General features: G+C 52.7%; 10 protein-coding genes. All 10 read right to left on the bottom strand.

Going from position 1 to position 17,227, the window contains the following annotated elements:
* On the bottom strand, nt 1–811 hold an 811-nt coding region (locus tag I8J30_RS26180; RefSeq protein WP_210663174.1), incomplete at its 3' end, for an AAA family ATPase.
* On the bottom strand, nt 808–2,043 hold the full coding sequence (locus tag I8J30_RS26175) for an exonuclease SbcCD subunit D (RefSeq protein ID WP_210663172.1): 1,236 nt from the start codon (nt 2,041–2,043) through the stop codon (nt 808–810). The genes I8J30_RS26180 and I8J30_RS26175, both read right to left, overlap by 4 nt.
* A 25-nt stretch (nt 2,044–2,068) precedes the next feature.
* Nucleotides 2,069–6,289 carry a helicase-exonuclease AddAB subunit AddA gene (gene addA / locus I8J30_RS26170; RefSeq protein ID WP_210663170.1) on the bottom strand — a complete coding sequence of 1,407 codons (4,221 nt, stop codon included), beginning with the start codon at nt 6,287–6,289 and terminating at the stop codon, nt 2,069–2,071.
* On the bottom strand, nt 6,222–9,830 hold the full coding sequence (addB, locus tag I8J30_RS26165) for a helicase-exonuclease AddAB subunit AddB (RefSeq protein ID WP_210663168.1): 3,609 nt from the start codon (nt 9,828–9,830) through the stop codon (nt 6,222–6,224). The genes addA and addB overlap by 68 nt, the downstream gene beginning before the upstream one ends.
* A gap of 289 nt (nt 9,831–10,119) precedes the next feature.
* Nucleotides 10,120–10,836: a ThuA domain-containing protein gene (locus tag I8J30_RS26160; protein ID WP_210663166.1), complete on the bottom strand. Its 717-nt coding sequence runs from the start codon at nt 10,834–10,836 to the stop codon at nt 10,120–10,122.
* Nucleotide 10,837: 1 nt separating this feature from the next.
* Nucleotides 10,838–11,941: a Gfo/Idh/MocA family protein gene (locus I8J30_RS26155; RefSeq protein WP_210663164.1), complete on the bottom strand. Its 1,104-nt coding sequence runs from the start codon at nt 11,939–11,941 to the stop codon at nt 10,838–10,840.
* A 21-nt stretch (nt 11,942–11,962) separates the two neighbouring features.
* Nucleotides 11,963–13,525, bottom strand: a complete 1,563-nt coding sequence (locus I8J30_RS26150) for an ABC transporter substrate-binding protein (protein ID WP_210663162.1) — start codon at nt 13,523–13,525, stop codon at nt 11,963–11,965.
* Nucleotides 13,526–13,592: 67 nt separating this feature from the next.
* A complete protein-coding gene (locus I8J30_RS26145; protein ID WP_240548383.1) occupies nt 13,593–14,489 on the bottom strand; it encodes a carbohydrate ABC transporter permease in 897 nt (298 codons plus the stop codon).
* A gap of 22 nt (nt 14,490–14,511) precedes the next feature.
* Entirely contained in the window at nt 14,512–15,456 is a 945-nt protein-coding gene (locus tag I8J30_RS26140) for an ABC transporter permease (protein WP_240548382.1), read from the bottom strand.
* A gap of 157 nt (nt 15,457–15,613) precedes the next feature.
* On the bottom strand, nt 15,614–17,227 hold the full coding sequence (locus I8J30_RS26135) for a response regulator transcription factor (RefSeq protein WP_210663160.1): 1,614 nt from the start codon (nt 17,225–17,227) through the stop codon (nt 15,614–15,616).

The raw sequence follows: 17,227 nt of genomic DNA, 5'->3' as shown, positions 1-17,227 counted from the left end.
CCGCGAGCAGCTGCGCTTGCAGCGCCTCTTTCTCGCGCAGCGCGCTCAGCCGCTCGCGCACATGCAGGCGCTCCGCGTGCAGCCGTTCCGCCTCGGCAAGCGCGGCGCGCGCGGCCGCGGCCGCGGCCGCCGCTTCGCGGTAACGTGCCTCCGCGGCAGCCACCGCTTCGGCAGAGGCGTCGCCGAGGCCCAGCTGCTCGGCCGCCGCCTCGTTAAGCGCGGCTTCCGCCGCTTTCATGCGCTGGCTAAGCTTCAACGCCAATCCGTCGCCGAATCGCTCCAAACGGAACAGACGCTGCAGCATCGAGCGTCGGTCCTTGCCGGTCAGCGACAGAAACTCGGCGAATTTCCCTTGCGGGAGAACCACCGCGCGCGTGAAGTCCTGCATGTGAAGACCAATCTGCGCTTCTACGCAGCGCGTCACGTCAACAAGCTTGTCCGCGAGGACGATGTCGCCGGCTTCGGTAATCTCCACGAAACGGCTGATCGTATTGCTAACGGACACATCGCCGCCGCGCTTAAATTGCCGCTCGACACGAAAACGCTTCTTCTCGCCGGCACCGGAGAGCTCGAACGTGAACGACACCGCGAGCGTTTTCTCTGCTTGATTCATAATACCTTGTGTGCCGTTCGCGGCTCGTTCTACTTTGCCATAGAGCGCTAGCGTAATCGCATCCAAAATGCTGGATTTCCCGCTTCCTGTCGGACCGAAGATTCCGAACACTCCGGCTTCGGTAAGCCGTTCGAAATCGACCTCCTGCGGTTCCCGGTAGCTCTGCAACCCGCTTAAACGAAGAGATATCGGCTTCATGCGCGATCACCTCCCGACAGTTGGAGATCGCCGTCTGAAGACGCTGCGCCGTTGTCGCCGCCTTGCACATCTTCCTCTTCGGCAATGAGCTCCAGGAACAACTGAACGGTATGATCATCCGGTTCCCCGCCTCCGGTCTGTTTGGCAAAAAAGCGCCTGAACAGCTCTTCCGCAGGCAATTGCTCACGTGAGCGTTCGCCCGATTCCAACGCGCCGGCGGATTCCCGATATATGGGACGAATATGAATGAGCCCGTCATGCAGCTTACGCAGCTGCTGAATGTGCTGCAGCGTCATCGCTTCGGTCATCCATACGTCCAGGTCAATCCATGCACGCGTATCGCGTCCATCTTCGAGCCAGCTATAGACTTCGGCCAAACCGCCCTTGGCATTCCAGCTCACCAGCGGTTTGCCGGAGCTGAGCAATATCTCCTGAGGCACAACCGCTTTACCCGGCTCCGCATCAAATACGGTAACCGACTTCGCTTGCCCGGCTTCTGAGAAGCTGTATGCCAGCGGCGAGCCGCTGTACCGCATCGTTTCATCCCCGGCAACGCGCTGTGGACGATGCAAATGGCCAAGCGCAACATACTGCGCGCCGATTCGAAGCGCGGACGGATCAACCGTATAGGCGCCTCCGATTTGAATCGGACGCTCGGAATCGGTCTCCAACCCGCCAAGTACATAAATATGGCTCATGGCCAAATTCACTGTATCGTGGCGAAAAGCACCGCCAAGCTGCGTCATAAGCCGCCCCACTCGCTCCGAGTAGGCCGTGCGCAGCAGCGCCTCATCGGTCGCTTCACTTAACAGCTCGCGCAGCCTCGATTCTGACGGATAGGGCAACGCTGCGATAACCGCCTGCTCCCCTGTGCGGGCAACATCAACAATAATCGGTTGGTCTGTCGGCATGCCCACCAGACGAATGCCGCTGCGTGCAGCAAGCGGCGCGGACGCGGACACCCGCTCCGGATGATCGTGATTGCCCGCAATAACCGCTATGGTCCGCTTCCCCCCGTCGGCCAATCTGGCAACCGCTTCATAGAACAGCTGCTCCGCCGCGGCCGGCGGGTTAACAGAATCGTAGACATCGCCTGCAAGCAGCACCAAATCAATCTCTTCGTCTTTTACGAGAGAGGCAAGCTCGTCCACGAAAGCCGCTTGTTCCTCTAATCGGCTGCGGCCTTCGAGCGACCGCCCGAAGTGCCAGTCTGCCGTATGCAGTATGCGCATCGCTTGTTTCCCCGTCCCTTCTCTTCTAGAACAATTTCACCGCTTGTCCTCCATCGAAGAAGAACACATAACATTCATCAATCTTGCGGCCAATAATAGACTGAATCGCTTCCGCATACAGCGTCAGCTGGAAACGGTGACGCTCCGCCGCTTCCGTCCATCGTTTCAGCGTAATCCGGTCCGTTTTATAATCGAGCAGCACAAGTCTGCCTGCTTCATCTTGGAACAAGCAATCGATAACCCCTTGAATAAGGATCGGCTCGTCGCTCAACTGGTGCGAAGCATTGGGATACACGCGATCCGCGGGGAACGTGCAGCTAAACGGCGTCTCGCGGCGCACCCACTGTGCCCGCAGCAGCCTAAGCCCGACCTCGCTTTGAAAAAATGCCGCCGAACCCGCAACATCCACGGCCGCCGCCTGCTGAACAGACAACATATTGCGCTCTCTAAGACTTGCAACCGTTGCTCGTACTGCCTCTTCCGACAGTTCGTCCGTGAGCGGAATATGCTGCATCACGAGATGGCTGACCATCCCTCGTTCGGCCGGCGTTAATGCGGTTTCCTCCATGAATTTCGGACGGCGCAGACGGAAGGTATAGTCACTATCGCCGGTGTGTTTTCCTTTACCAGTCTCATCAGCTGCACGCCGGGAAGTCGGTTCTTCTTGGACCAAGCTAATAGATTCCTCGTCAAAAAGAAACTCGACCTGATCCTGAATCCCTACAACGTTAGGTGGCGACACTACCGCCTCGAGCTCAGACGCTTCCTCATGAGGAACAACTTCTTCCGCCGATCCCCAACCGGCCATACCATCTTCGCCGGCCAGCTCCGTCAGCAGAAACGCCGCCTCGTCCATTCCGGCTTCGGCATGCAGCCGTTTCATCTCGGTTACGGATGTCTTGGCTGCCGTCATTGTTGCCGCCGTATAGGGATATTGCCAGCTTAGACGTCGGTCAATCTCCGCCGCCGCTTCCGGCGATTCCGGCAGTGGCACAAGCTCCTGCACCGCTTGCATGCGCTCTGCAAAAGCCGCTGCCTCTTCCGTTTCTTCCTCCGTGCCAACTGCCGCTTCTAGACCTAGCACTGATGCAGGAACGACGGCTGTCCGCCAATCGCTGAAGGAGATCACTTTTCCGTCATCTTCCATGACTCTATCCGTTGACGGTGGCGTATCCGATTCGTGTTCAACTCCCGCGAAATCGATAATTTCAGCGTGCTCGGATACTTCCGAGCTTCCTGGTACGTCCACGGAATCTTCCATGTCATTCACCATGACAGTCGGAATTCCCGCTCCCATTGCAAGCGGACCGAGCCAGTCCAGAAATCTCGACGCGCCGGCGATTCGGAAATCCGCCAATCCGCCGTCCGCATCCAGCGCAGACTCCCAGCGCTGCAGCTGCTTTGCAGCGTCTGCAACCGTTCCGACGAGGAACATTTTCTCCTTCGGCCGTGTCAAGGCTACATACAAGATCCGCATCTCTTCCGCCAACGTTTCCATCGCGAGACGCTGTTTGATCGCCAGCTGCGGCAAAGTCGGATAACTGACTCTGAGCTCCGTATCCACATAACGAGGCCCGAAGCCCAGCTGTTTATGCATGAGGAACGGACTGCTTAGATCCCGTTTGTTGAACTGTTTGCCAAGGCCCGCAGCGAAGACGACCGGAAATTCCAGTCCTTTGCTCTTGTGTATGGACATAATGCGTACGACATCTTCCTGTTCCCCCAGCGCTCTCGCCGTTCCGAGGTCACCGCCGCTCTCGCGCATCCGGTCAATAAACCGCAGGAATCGGAACAAACCTCGGAGCGTTGTCGCCTCATATTGCCTTGCCCGGTCGTGAAGCGCGCGCAAATTCGCTTGTCGCTGCAGCCCGCCCGTCATACCGCCCGCCAAGTCGTAATAGCCGGTTTCCCGATAGATGCGCCATAGCAAATCAGCAAGTGAGCCTTGCCGTGCCTCCCCCCGCCACACTTCAAGCGTTGCTAGGAAGTTTTGCAGCTTGCGCTGCGTATCTTCAGGTATATTAGAATCGTCCGCCGCATGTCTGACCGCTTCGAAATACGAAACGCGTCCCGCAGCGATTCGAATAAGAGCAAGCTCTTCGCCCGTCAGCCCGACCAGCGGTGAGCGAAGTGTGCCGGCCAGCGGGATATCTTGATAAGGATTGTCGATGACGCGAAGCAGCGACAGCATCGTTTCAACCTCGGTCGCCTCGAAGTAGCCGCTGCTTAGTTCTGCATAGGCCGGAATCCCGTGCTGCTGCAGCTCCTCAATGATTACGGGCGCCCACTGCTTATCGGCCCGCAGCAAAATAACGATGTCTCGCCAAGCAAGCGGTCTCTTACGGCCCTTCTTGCCGTCATACACCTCGAATGGCTGTGCGTTTGCCGCATCGGTGCCCATGCCTTTCAGACGAACGATTTGACTTGCGATGTAGCGGGCTTCAAGCTGAACGGTTTGCAAATCTTCCGCCGTTTCAGCCGCTGAACCTTCGCCTTCCGAATCCGTCTCTTCTTGCGTTTCTGTAGCATGCTCCGCGGATTCCCCTTTGCCACGGTCCAGTACGGCAAGCTCTACCGCATAACGTTCGGCAGGGCCTCCTTCGCTTGAAGACGGATAGGCCGCGCCGCACACCAGCTCTGCTCGCGCATCGTAGTCCATCTCCGCGGCTTTCTCACGCATGATTGCGCGGAACACGTTGTTAACGCCATCCACGACTTCCTGCCGGCTACGGAAATTCCGTGCCAGATCGATCCGTACGCCAAACTCGCCGCTGCCTTGCTCGTCAGGCACAATCTCCGAAGCTGCAGCGTCGACTTCGCCGGCCATCTGATAACGCTTATATTTACGCAGAAACAATCCCGGTTCCGCCAAACGGAATCGATAGATGCTCTGTTTCACGTCGCCAACCATGAATCGGTTCCCTCTGCCTGATCGCGAGATCAGCGATACGATCGCTTCCTGAACCATATTCGTGTCTTGATACTCATCGAGCAAAATTTCCTGAAACTGCTGCTGATACTCCAATGCCGCGGCTGATGGCACTAACGATGTCGCAGTGGAATCAGCGTCCCGCAAAATACGCAGGCAATAGTGCTCCATATCGCCGAAATCGATCAAACCTTTCTCCAGCTTCGCTTCTTCGAATCGGCTGCCGAACTGATCAGCCAGCGAGGCCAGCGTCTTCATGAGCGGTGCCATTTCGGCCAGCTCCGCCGCAAACTCCTCAGGCGTACGTGTAAACAGCTCGTCGGTCAAATCGGCTATGATCGTTTTAGCCCGATCACGCAAATCCTTTGCCTGCTCCTGCAGTGCCTTGTCACATGCATCGCCGCGCTGACTCTTCAGCTTCCCGAAGCCCGCAGTGTTGAAACCTTCATGCCACAGGGTCCATGGCTGGGTTTCAACACGTTGCAGAAGTGAACGGACAAGCATCAGATCCTCTCGGAACGTCTCGCCGTAAGCATCCGGACCTCCGGGTTGGTAGGTTAGAGCTTCCGCTTGCTCCAGCAGGCTTACCGCCCCTTGCAGAGACAACGAGACGGCATCCGTCAGGCTTGTCACCCATTCGGTTTGGCTGAGCTCATCCGCACCCTGAACTTGGAACGCATTCGCCGTTTCCTCTAACCATACCTTCGGCCAAGGATGGCTTTGCGAGAAATGATAGAGCTTCATCACAAGCGCGTAAAGCGGCTCATCGCCTCGTTCCCCGCCGAACTTATCGACAAGCTGAAGGAAGGCTTGACCTTCCTCCGATTCCGGTTCCCCATAACGCTCCTCGAACAGGGCATCAAGCACGTCAATGCGAAGAAGCTCCGCCTCAGTCTCGTTGGCGATGCGAAATCCGGGATCAAGTCCGATCAGCGAATAATAGCGACGAATGACATCAAGGCAGAAGGAATGCAGCGTCGTAATCGAAGCGCGTCCCATTAATGCAAGCTGACGGCGCAAATGATCAGAGCTCGGATTTCGATCCAGCTCTTTCTCCAGCGCGATCCGAATGCGCTCTTTCATTTCCGCGGCGGCCGCTTTCGTGAAGGTAGCGACGAGCAGTCGATCGACATCGGTATCCGCCGATATTTTGCGAATGATCCGTTCGACCAGAACTGCGGTCTTCCCTGAGCCCGCAGCCGCGGCAACCAATATATTACTGCCGCCTGTCACAATAGCTCGCCATTGATCATCTGTCCAAGTGCTTCCGATCGGCTTCGGTGGAAGAGTTGAACTCCCCGGTAACGTTGTCGTCATTACTTTTGCTCCTCCTTCCTGTATCTTCTTGTACATCGCTTGTATCGCCTTCATCATCACCGCTTGCGAGCAGCTCCCAGACCTCATCTTTGCCCGGCTTATTAAGCCTTGTATAGCAATTGCCTTCTACCAATGGGTCAAAATGACACACCGGCTTATACGCACAAAATTGACATGGCGTCTTATTTCCCAGTCGATACGGGGTTATCGAAACATCTCCGCCGGCGATCCGATCGCCGATTCGGCGAAGCGTCCCCCGTACCGAACGACGCAGCGTTCCCCACTGCTCATCGGAAACGACCGAAGAGCTGCTATAGAAGCCGCCGTCACGCTTCAGCGCAAGCGGCAATAGCTCGGAATACCCCGTTGATAGTGCCCCGTCCATCATTCTGACTGTTTCCTCATCGGCCAGAACCAGCCCTTTAAGCTTGAATCGCTTCAATATTTCCGTACGCGCCTTCGCGGGCGGCATGCCGTTGGAGGTGGAAAGCATCGGATTATGCACGTGGAAATACAATGCACCTGCTGCTTTCGCAGGCTGACCCAGCCATTCCGGCGCATGCGTAAGCAGCACGTCCAAGTAGGTCAACATTTGCAGCGCCATTCCGTAGGCAACTTCCTCTAAGCGAAGCTGCTTCGCGCTAGACTTATAGTCGATGACACGCAGCAGCAGACCGTCTGTTGTCTGCGCGGCGTCAACGCGGTCGATTCGGCCGACCATCTCCAGCATTTTGCCATCAGACAGCGGGATCGTAACAGGCGGCAATGGTCCTTGCGGCCCGAAGCCGATCTCAAGTCCTACCGGTTTAAACTGCGCACGCCTTGCATGCTCGCCCAGAATAACCGCAGCTTGGCTAATAATATCGCGAAGCTTGCGCGCTACGTATTGATGTCGGTTGCTGCTGAACAGGATCTGCGATTGCAGCCTCATCGCCAGCTCGTTGACGATTTCCGTTGATGCCTCGCGAAGCTGCTCCGGCGTCAGAGAAGGCCAGCTGTCGCCCAATGATTCCGTTAACCGGTTTAGTGCAGCATGGAAGAGCTGTCCGATATCCGGAGCAGCCAATTTGTAGAGGGCTCTCTCACGAAGACGGAGTCCGTGTATCGCAAAATGTTGGAACGGGCAAGACACGAAACGCTCCATTCGCGACACGCTTCCTCGCAGCAGCGTTCCATATAATTGCTCGGCGGTTTCCGGAGAGAGCGTCACTTCTTCGTTGGTATATTGCAGAGAAGCAACGAGACGCTGAAGCTTGTCCTGCCACTGCGGCCTAACGGCAAACCAGTTGTATGCCTCCCACCACAGCGGAGCTATCTCGCTGCCATGCTTCCAAAGACGCAATTGTGCGATGAGGTAAGACAGCGTTCGTTCCGGATGCGCCATAAACGATTGCTGGACAGACTCCGGCATGGCCGGGACCGGCTCGCCTGCGATGCCCTTCTCCGTCATGCCGGGGAAAAGCCCTTTAATATGGCGGATAATTTCCGAAGGAAGCAAGCTTTTCCCTTCTTCATCAGACTGCGGCCAGCTTATCCACAGATGCTCGCTTGGTGTCGTAAGCGCATTGTAGATCATAAATCGCTCATCCAACAGCTTGCGGCGCACGCCCGGCGCCATGATGAGCCCGCCGTATTCAAGCGTTTCACGCTCTTGCTCGGTTAGAACGCCGTCCTCCTGCATGCGCTGCGGCATGACCCCGTCATTCGCGCCAAGCAAATAACAAATTGCGATTTGGCCGGAGCGCGTTCGATCCATACTTCCGATCAGCACTTGATCGAGGGAAGGAGGAACGGATGCCAGCTTCAAGCTCTCAAGTCCGGTCTCTACCATGCCCGTGAACAGTTCAAGCGGCATCGATTCGCTTCCCGTCATTTCGGTCAGCTGATCGAGCAAATCCATAACGCCGTCCCATAGCTGGCGATGCTCTCTCGCCCGAAGGGGATTGCCTTCCGCAATCGCTTTGCGACTCCAGCGTTCCATACGATCAGGCGCTTCGATTGCGATCAGCAGTCTGTAAATGGCCTCGCACATTTGGCGAACGCTGCCGGCTTTCTTCATCTCTCTGCTGAACTTGCGAAGAACCGGTACGACAGCCTCCCTTGCGGCCATAATCGCGTCAAATTCCCTTAGCTCATTCTCGCCTGCTTGTACCGGGTCGCCATCCAACGTATCCCGCATTAAGGGCTTCCACTGGCTGAGCGTCGTCCATCTGTTGCCGTTCATGCCTGATGCAAGCGCATAGTTCTCCAGCAAATCAAACGTTTCCCTCGTAATGCTGCCGTCTTCGGGGATGAGAAGCTCGGATTTAATACAGCGGAATACGGCTTCATAACGCCAGCCGTGGGTCGCAATTTCCAGCGCCGAACGAATAAACTCGACGAACGGGTGATGAAGCGCGCCGTTCTTCTGATCGAGGAAATAGGGGATACCGTAGTCTGCAAAAACCGCCTTAATATAATCGTTGTAGTCCGGTGCATTGCGCACCATGACGGCCATTTCCCGGTAGCGCAGCCCTTCGTCACGTACTCTTCGCGTAATATCACGAGCAACGGCTTCCACTTCTGCGCGGCGATTAGCTGCGGCATGAAGCGAGACGCCGCCACGCTCCAGCTCATGCTCTGATAGATGAAGCGGCTTCCTTCCGCCATAATGGCGTTCCAAATGAGCCAGCATCGGATTATGCTTGAACCTGTAAGGGATGCCGTCCAGCAGGACAGGCTCCTCAATCTCCACGCCATTCTCGATTGCCAGATCGCGAAGCTTCATATAGGTCTCGGCAGTCGGCCGGAATAGATCCAGCTCATGCGGCTGTTCGCCTTGCTCGTAAAGCTTGTCCAAATTTAACGTCACGGTCATGCCTTTGGAGTGCTTCATCAGCGTACCGAGCGCGTCGAATTCTTTAGGCGTAAATCCATGGAAGCCATCTACCCAAATCTCTGTATCTGCCATAGAAGGCGCTTGATGAAAACCTTTGACCAGCCAGCTCAAATAATCCTCGGCATCGACATAGAGGCCGTCCAGCTCGCGCTCAAGTCCTGAGGCTATCATTTGCAGATCATGAAGCTTCCTCCCAAGCAGCGAGCTGCCTTTCTGAGGCATTCTGCTTTCGACGAATGAGGAAAGCTCATCTGTGCCAATGCCGTACCTCTTCCACTCTGTCATCAGTTCGCCCAGACGCTCAATGAATCCATGCTGGGATTCGCTGCCTTTGAACAACTGCAGCTGCTCCTCGAGCCGGTGGACGATTTTGTAAAGCAGCATATTCTTGCCGTTCTCGCTGATCGGAACCAGCGCGGTGCCGCCTGTCTCCTGCATAATCCGGAATGATAGACGGCGGAAGCTGAGTGCTTGCGCTCGAATAGAACCACTAAGCTCAGCATGATTCAGCAATGCATATTCCGTTTGGAAGGTTGCCTGCTCCGGCACCAATATGACAATCGGCGGCCCGTCCGGCTGCGCCAGCACGCTGCTGCGAATTTGATCCAAACAATAATGGGTCTTCCCCGACCCTGACCGGCCAATTACAAATCGGAGCGTCATAATCCGCCAACCTCTTCTCGTTATTCGATTCTACTATTCTACCATACGCCTAATCTTGTTTCACCCCAAAACGCAAACGTTTGTTCGATTTATATGGAGGTAAATTGTTCTTTGTTCCAGATAACCAATCAACGGAGGAATAATGCCGTACGGTTCGTTAGATTTTCACCCCAGTCATTTGGCTGAAATAATTCTACATTCTACAATTTAAGTTCTACATTCGGCATCCGGCCTTTCATCAGCCACTTGCAACAAAAAAAGTGCAGCGCTAATGCGCTGCACGTTAACCTTATAGCGTTTCAAGAGGCACCGGCACATGGCCATACTTTGGTGCTGCGCCTTTTCCTGCTGCCGACCACTTCACCGCGTTTGCGATGACGCGGATTACGTCTTGATTGTGGTACGTTGGATATGTCTCGTGTCCCGGTCGGAAATAAAAGATATTTCCTTGCCCGCGCTTATACGTGCAGCCGCTGCGGAAGATTTCCCCGCCTTGGAACCAGCTCACGAATACAAGCTCATCCGGTGCCGGAATATCGAAATGCTCGCCGTACATTTCTTCCTGCTCCAGCTCAATAAACTCGCCAATGCCCGCTGCGATCGGGTGCGCGGGATCGACTACCCATAGTCGCTCTTTCTCATCCGCTTCCCGCCATTTGAGCGCGCAGGTTGTGCCCATCAGCTTCTTAAATATTTTAGAATAGTGGCCGGAGTGAAGTACGATCAAACCCATACCTTCCAGCACCCTCGTATAAACGAGCTCCACGATTTCGTCTCGGACTTCATCATGTGCCATATGTCCCCACCAAATCAGCACATCGGTGTTCTGCAGCACTTCTTCGGTTAGTCCGTGTTCTGCCTCATCCAGAGTGGCTGTACTGGTGCTTAACTCATGCGCCTGCAAGCCGCTCGCAATTACCTGATGAATCCCCTGCGGATAAATAGAAGCCGCGGTCGGATTCGTTAGTTCATGCCGATACTCATTCCATATTGTAACTTTTGTCATACTAGCTTATACCTCCCGCTTCCAATGCTGCTTCGCGGACATCCGCAGAAGCAATGGTTCTCTTCTGCTCGGCTGCTTGTTGAATGGCTTCAAGCACCTCTTGATTGCGGTAACCATCCAACAATGTAGGAAGCTCCTCACGAACATGACCTCGGAGCATATCAATGAAATCCTGCATCTGCGTAATATGATACTGCGCAGGCACTTTATGAACACCACTCATACTAATAGATGGGTCTGCTGCATCAACTTGCGGCTGAATCCAAGTCAATTCCTGACCGCGCTCACAGCTGACCGAAACTGTGCCAAGATCGCCATAGATCGTCACTTCCAGCTGATTGCCGGAGCCATAAGCATTGCGGGAGGTTTGAAACACACCTGCAGCTCCGCATTCCAACGTCGCCAAGAAGCCTGTAAAATCATCCACATCCACTGTGCCTACCTTACCTGTTGCCGGGTCCGGACGATTCACGATGAAGGTTTTCATTTGAGCAGACACTTCCGCAATCTCGCCAACGATAAACCGTGCGGCATCGACCATATGGGAACCAAGATCGCCAAGCGCCCCAGTTCCGGTGAATTCGCTGCGGTAGCGCCAGTTCATCGGAGTGCCGACCATCGCAACCCCCCATGATTGCAAATACTGCACGAAGATATGACGGACGGTTCCCAGCTTGCCGGAACGAACCAAATCGCGAGCATAGCGGAATGAAGGAACGTAGCGGTAGGAGAAACCTACCATCGATTGAATCGGATTCTCTTCATACTGCTGCAGCAGATCAAGCGCCTCCGAATAGGTTCTTGTAAATGGCTTTTCCGTCATGAACGGCTTCCCGTGCTTCAAGCAGCATTTTACAATCGCATGATGGACTTGATTCGGCGTGATGGACAATACGGCATCCACATCGCTGTCTGCAATTATAGCTTCATAACTCATATACCGTTTCTCAGCCGGAATGCCCAGCTTCTCCCCGGCACGTTCTACTGCTTCTGCATTCGAATCGCATATAGCAGTAACGCTAACACCTTCGATTTTGGCCATATACTCCATGTGCACGTTTGCCATGCCGCCAAGCCCGATAATACCGATCTTTATCTCTTTCATGGTGCTCCCCATCCTTCATCCTTATTGATTAGCTTTCGCCCATTCGTCCAATTGCTTCTGCTTCTCCGCAATGATTTTGTCCATACCGGCTTCTTTCATCTTCGCAATAAAGTCTGGGATATATTTCTCCGGATCTACAGAACCGGTTACGATGACATTCTTAAACTCTTTTTCTACGTTGCTTGTTGCTGCAATCTCTGTCTTCACCGGCTCAGCGTTGAAAGCAAAACCAAGTGCACGAGACTTCTCAGCACTCTTGTTGTAAGCCGCATAAGCTTCCCATTTCTGCGGATCTTCACTTGCCCATAGATAAACGAGCGGCAAATTGCCCAGCATCCAGTTTCTTGTTGGCGGATAGCCGGAACTGCCTGCATCAACGCCGGCAGGGAAATCGATCACATTGTCGGACTTCTTCACATAGTGCTTGCCTTCAATACCGTTGATGAGCAGATTCATAATATCTTTATCCGAGTAGAGCAGGTTAACAAACTGCATCGCGCGTGCCGGATCCTTTGAGGTTCTGGAGATCGCTAATACAGCGCTTGTCGCGTCCGTCGTACTTGTGAACGGTGTCGCCAATTGAATTTCTACCAGATCGGTTCCTTGTGTGCGGGAGTTGTCAAGATTAGAGCCTGGCTTAAACGATCCTGTTTGGGCAAAGGCTTTACCGGCACCAAGTGCTTTACCGATATCTTGAAGCGTCGCCGCGTCTTTGTTGACATAGCCCGCTTCGTACCATTTACGCATCAGCTTTGCATATTCCATATATTTGGGATCTTCGATTTTGTTGATGACTTTCAGATCCGAACCGGTACGCACCAGCTCACCCGGTCCTTCACCAAGCATATCGTAATAGCCGTAATCCAAAATCATGGCCGATGGGGATGCCCCGCCTGTTGTAATGAATGGGGTAACGCCTGGCTCGTTTTCTTTGATCGTTTTGAACATGGGCTCCATATCAGCCAGTTCTTTCACTGTGGATAAATCAAATTTGTATTTATCGACCAGATCCTTGCGAAGAATAAGTCCTTTATCCGCAGCAAACTCTTTGTTCGCAACCATGCCGTACAGCTTGCCGTTTACCCTTGCCGCATTGACGATTGCCGGATCGATTGTTTTCAAGAAATCTTGACCATATTCGTTGACCAAATCATCCAACGGAATAAACTGACCTTTTGCAACCTGCTGTGTAAAACCGAACCAGCCCGCAGAGAACATCAGGTCGAACGGTTCGTCGGAAGCAAACATCAAATTCGTTTTGTCGCTCCATGCGCTCCAGTCGATCGATTTGATCTCCAGCGTCGCATTGATTTTGGATGTAAGAATCTTATTCACTTCATCTAGGACAAGCTTCTGATCCTTCGGTTCAGGACCAGGGAATACCATGACGATATTGTACGGATCTTGCTTGGAGGTATCTGCCGTTTCCGTGCCTTCGTTCTTGCCATTGTTGCTGTCCTTGCTTTCACTGTTCGTGGTATTCGTTTTGCTGTTGTTGCCTGATGAACCGCAGCCTGCTGCAACCAGTGAAAAGATCAGCAGAAGCAGAAGGACAAGATGATACCTGTTGACGTGCTTTCTCATTTTCGTTAACCTCCCAATTTTTCTCCGTTAGTTTCTTTATACTAAACCGGAACTCAACATTCCAGAATTAGCCTTTCACGGCGCCTACCGTTAAGCCTTGCACAATGTATTTCTGGAAGAATGGATAAGCCAATATGATCGGTCCGATTCCGATAATGGCCATCGCCATTCGAATCGTCTCCGTAGGTGCATTCGCGAGCAATTGAGATTGCCCGGAATTGCCCGTCTGACTGAGCAGCACTTGAATATCGAGCAGCGTCTTGTTCAGCAGGTATTGGATGCTGTAGTTGTGAGAATCGCTGATAAAGATTAAACTATTGTACCAGTCGTTCCAATAGGCTAACGTGCAGAACAGTCCAATTGTGGACATGACCGGCAGCGACAGTCGAAGGATGATCTGCCAGAAGATCCGCAGCTCCCCGGCGCCATCAATGGAAGCCGACTCAATAATCGACGGCGGAATCGTATTCATAAAGAAGGTGCGCATAATGAGAATATTGAAGCCGCTCATCAGTAAATTCGGAATAATTAATGCGAGCAGCGTATTATCTAGGCTTAGATACTTGGTATACACCAGATACCATGGCACAAGTCCTCCGTTAAAGAGCATCGTGAAGAAAACATAAAAGGTAAGTGGCGTTCGAAACGGGAAGTCCCGCCTGGACAAGGGATAAGCGAACAATGATGTCATGAGCAATGAACCAATCGTTCCCGCGATCGTCACTAAGATGGTAACGCCATAAGCTCGCACAATCGTTTGTGAGTCATGGAAGAGGTAGCGATAGGCGCTAAAATCAATCTGATGCGGGAGAATTGAATACCCGTGAATAAGCAGCGATTTCTCCTCTGTGATTGAAACCATAAACACCAGCAGAAGCGGAAAGAGCGTTGCGGCTATATACACCAGAAACAGAAGATGAATGATCCACTGCTTGCTCCGCCTTGTCGAGATAACGTTCATCATGTTCATAATCCCCTTTGCTCCGTTAAAATAATGCATTCTCTTTGTTGACTTTTCGAACGACAGCATTTACTCCGAATACGAGCAGGAATCCCAGTACGGACTGATATAATCCTGCAGCGGAAGCCATGCCGATGTCGCCCATTTGGAGCAAGGCTCGATATACATAAGTGTCGATGACATCCGTAGTGGACATCAGTGCGCCGGAATTCATAGGAACCTGGAAGAACAAGCCGAAGTCTGCGTTGAAAATCCGACCGATCTGCAGCAGTGTAAGCGTCATAATGACCGGCATAATGAGCGGGATAGTAATGGATCTCACTTGCTGCCACTTGCTCGCACCATCCAGCACAGCTGCTTCGTAATACTCCGAATCAATACCGACGATCGCCGCCAAGTAAACGATGCTGAAGTAACCGACGCTCTTCCATGCATTGACGATTATGAGGATGTACGGCCAATATTTCGGCTCGCTGTACCACGAAACCGTATCCATTCCAAGCGGTTCCAGGATCAGCTTGTTGACGAAGCCGTACTCGACGCTCAGGAAGCTGAATACGAGATAACCGATAATAACGGCCGAGAGCAAATACGGGAGCAAGATGATGCTCTGGTAAAAGCGAGAAACGATCTTGCGCTTAATCGCATTCAGCAGAATGGCTACTGCGACCGATAGAACTACATTGATAAAGATAAACACGGTATTATAGAGAACTGTATTTCGCGTAATGATGTAGGCACTCTCTGTCTTGAATAGAAATTCGAAGTTTTTGAACCCTACCCAATCACTGCCCAGAATTCCTTTCGTATAGCTGAGCTCCTTAAACGCAATAATGACTCCAAACATCGGCAAATAGTTATTAATCATAAAATAGAGCAGTCCCGGGATCGTCATGATAATCAAAACGCGGTACTTTACGATCGCCTTCCATAATGAAAATCTCTTCGCTGATTTAGGCACCGTCTGCATCCTTCATCTCTCCAAACCTCTTGTGAACTATAGCTTTATTCTAGTCGCTCCTCTATGATCGACCTACTCGATTGATGACTTCCTCAATACCGATTGTGACATTTGCATAATAACTAAAAAAAAGAGCCTGCAAAGGATTGCTCCTTAGCAGACTCTCTCATTCCTCTGTGAACTGTCTCCGGTATTCCTGAGGATTCATGCCGTAATATTTGCGAAACAGCTTGGAAAAATGCGAAAAGTTGGTATAGTGGAACGCTTTAGCGATATTGCTAACGGACTCCTCGGAGTACAGCAGCATTTCCCTGGCTTTCTTCATCCGTTCCTCTACGATAAAGTCGGTCAAGCTCACTCCGGCCTCTTTCTTGAACAGCCTCGATAAATATGCCGAATTAATGTGGGCAAAAGCAGCGAGCTCTTCTCGGGACAAATCATCAAACAGATGATCGCTAATATAACGCTTCACTTTATCAACGACCGTGGATTCCGTGTCCAGCAGCGACATATGCATGGTTACCGTGTCGATCATGCTCTGTGTCCGTACTTGAAGGGCATGAAGCGAGCGCGTTGCACTCGCTTCATCCAACAGTACTCCTCCCGGGAATACCGTTACGACAGATATGCCCCTCTTATGCAGCACATAATAAATCGTTTGCAGCAGTGCATGGTAGAAGGCGCGGAGCGTTTCACTAGTCACGTTCGTATCCTTGCGCAAGTCTGCGAATACTTCATCCGCAAGTAGCAGCAGCTCCTCCCGTATGCCGTGCTCGAGCAGCTCTGACCATTGGAACAATGCGGGAAGCCTCGTCGCGCGCGCCTCCAACGGCTGCTCTCTGTAGAACAGAACAGACTGCGACCTAGTGACATTGTGGTGCTCCATTTGGATCAAAGCGTTATAAAGCCGGGATACATCACTTAGAGGAACCCAATCTCCGATATAACAAGATACGTGGCAATATAAATAGGCAGCGCATGCGTCGATATAGCTTGTACAGCTGCGTTTGATTTCATCATACTGCGGCTTGCGATTTCCGCTGTTCGGATCGTCGAAGAACAACGCGAATTGAACGCCGCTGCCGTCTTGCAGCACCTGACCGGGAAAGCCGCCCAGCAGCATCTCGCTCGCTGCATTTCGCAAAGCAAACTCCATCATTTCCTCTTCTCTAGTGTTCAGTGGCTTCCCCCATTGTTCAATCCCGATCAGAATCGGGAGTATGCGCGCTTCCGTCGATAGCGGCATCAGGCTTTCCGTCAATGCACGCTCAATGTTAGCTGGAGTTGGAATAAGCCGCTGCCAAAATAAATCCTGCCAAAACCGTTCAAACAGCACGTTTTTACTCATTTCCCACTTGCTGTATACTTTCTCATACGCTTCGCTGCGCTGCTTAGCGTCATGGGCGGCAGCTACCTTCTCCAGTGCATTGTGCACCGTATCCTGCAGCTCGCGATAATCAACCGGCTTGAGCAAATAATCGAAGCTTCCTAAATGGACGGCGCGCTGGGCATATTTAAAATCGGCATGACAAGTAAGAAAGATCGTCTCCAGTGAAAGCTGCTGCTCCTTCACCCACTCCATGAGACTAATCCCGTTGCCTCCCGGCATCTCAATATCGCATACCATTACATCGATTGCGGTTTGCTGCAAGATTTGCTTGGCCTGCTCGGCGTTATGAGCCTCATAAATCGCACCGAATTTGAGTCCTTCCCAGTCTACTCCGCTCTTAAGCCCTTCAATCGCAAACCATTCGTCATCAACGAGCAGCAGATTATACAT

The sequence above is a fragment of the Paenibacillus lignilyticus genome (genome assembly GCF_017942085.1).
Classification (GTDB): Bacteria; Bacillota; Bacilli; order Paenibacillales; family Paenibacillaceae; genus Paenibacillus_Z; species Paenibacillus_Z lignilyticus.
This window is presented reverse-complemented; position numbering and strand designations above follow the sequence as displayed.

Bases quoted from the DNA above. Each gene is read 5' to 3' on its own strand.
- addA (WP_210663170.1), bottom strand. From the start codon at position 6,289: ATGACGACAACGTTACCGGGGAGTTCAACTCTTCCACCGAAGCCGATC.
- I8J30_RS26145 (WP_240548383.1), bottom strand. From the start codon at position 14,489: ATGATGAACGTTATCTCGACAAGGCGGAGCAAGCAGTGGATCATTCAT.
- addB (WP_210663168.1), bottom strand. From the start codon at position 9,830: ATGACGCTCCGATTTGTAATTGGCCGGTCAGGGTCGGGGAAGACCCAT.
- I8J30_RS26160 (WP_210663166.1), bottom strand. From the start codon at position 10,836: ATGACAAAAGTTACAATATGGAATGAGTATCGGCATGAACTAACGAAT.
- I8J30_RS26135 (WP_210663160.1), bottom strand. From the start codon at position 17,227: ATGTATAATCTGCTGCTCGTTGATGACGAATGGTTTGCGATTGAAGGG.
- I8J30_RS26140 (WP_240548382.1), bottom strand. From the start codon at position 15,456: ATGCAGACGGTGCCTAAATCAGCGAAGAGATTTTCATTATGGAAGGCG.
- I8J30_RS26155 (WP_210663164.1), bottom strand. From the start codon at position 11,941: ATGAAAGAGATAAAGATCGGTATTATCGGGCTTGGCGGCATGGCAAAC.
- I8J30_RS26150 (WP_210663162.1), bottom strand. From the start codon at position 13,525: ATGAGAAAGCACGTCAACAGGTATCATCTTGTCCTTCTGCTTCTGCTG.
- I8J30_RS26175 (WP_210663172.1), bottom strand. From the start codon at position 2,043: ATGCGCATACTGCATACGGCAGACTGGCACTTCGGGCGGTCGCTCGAA.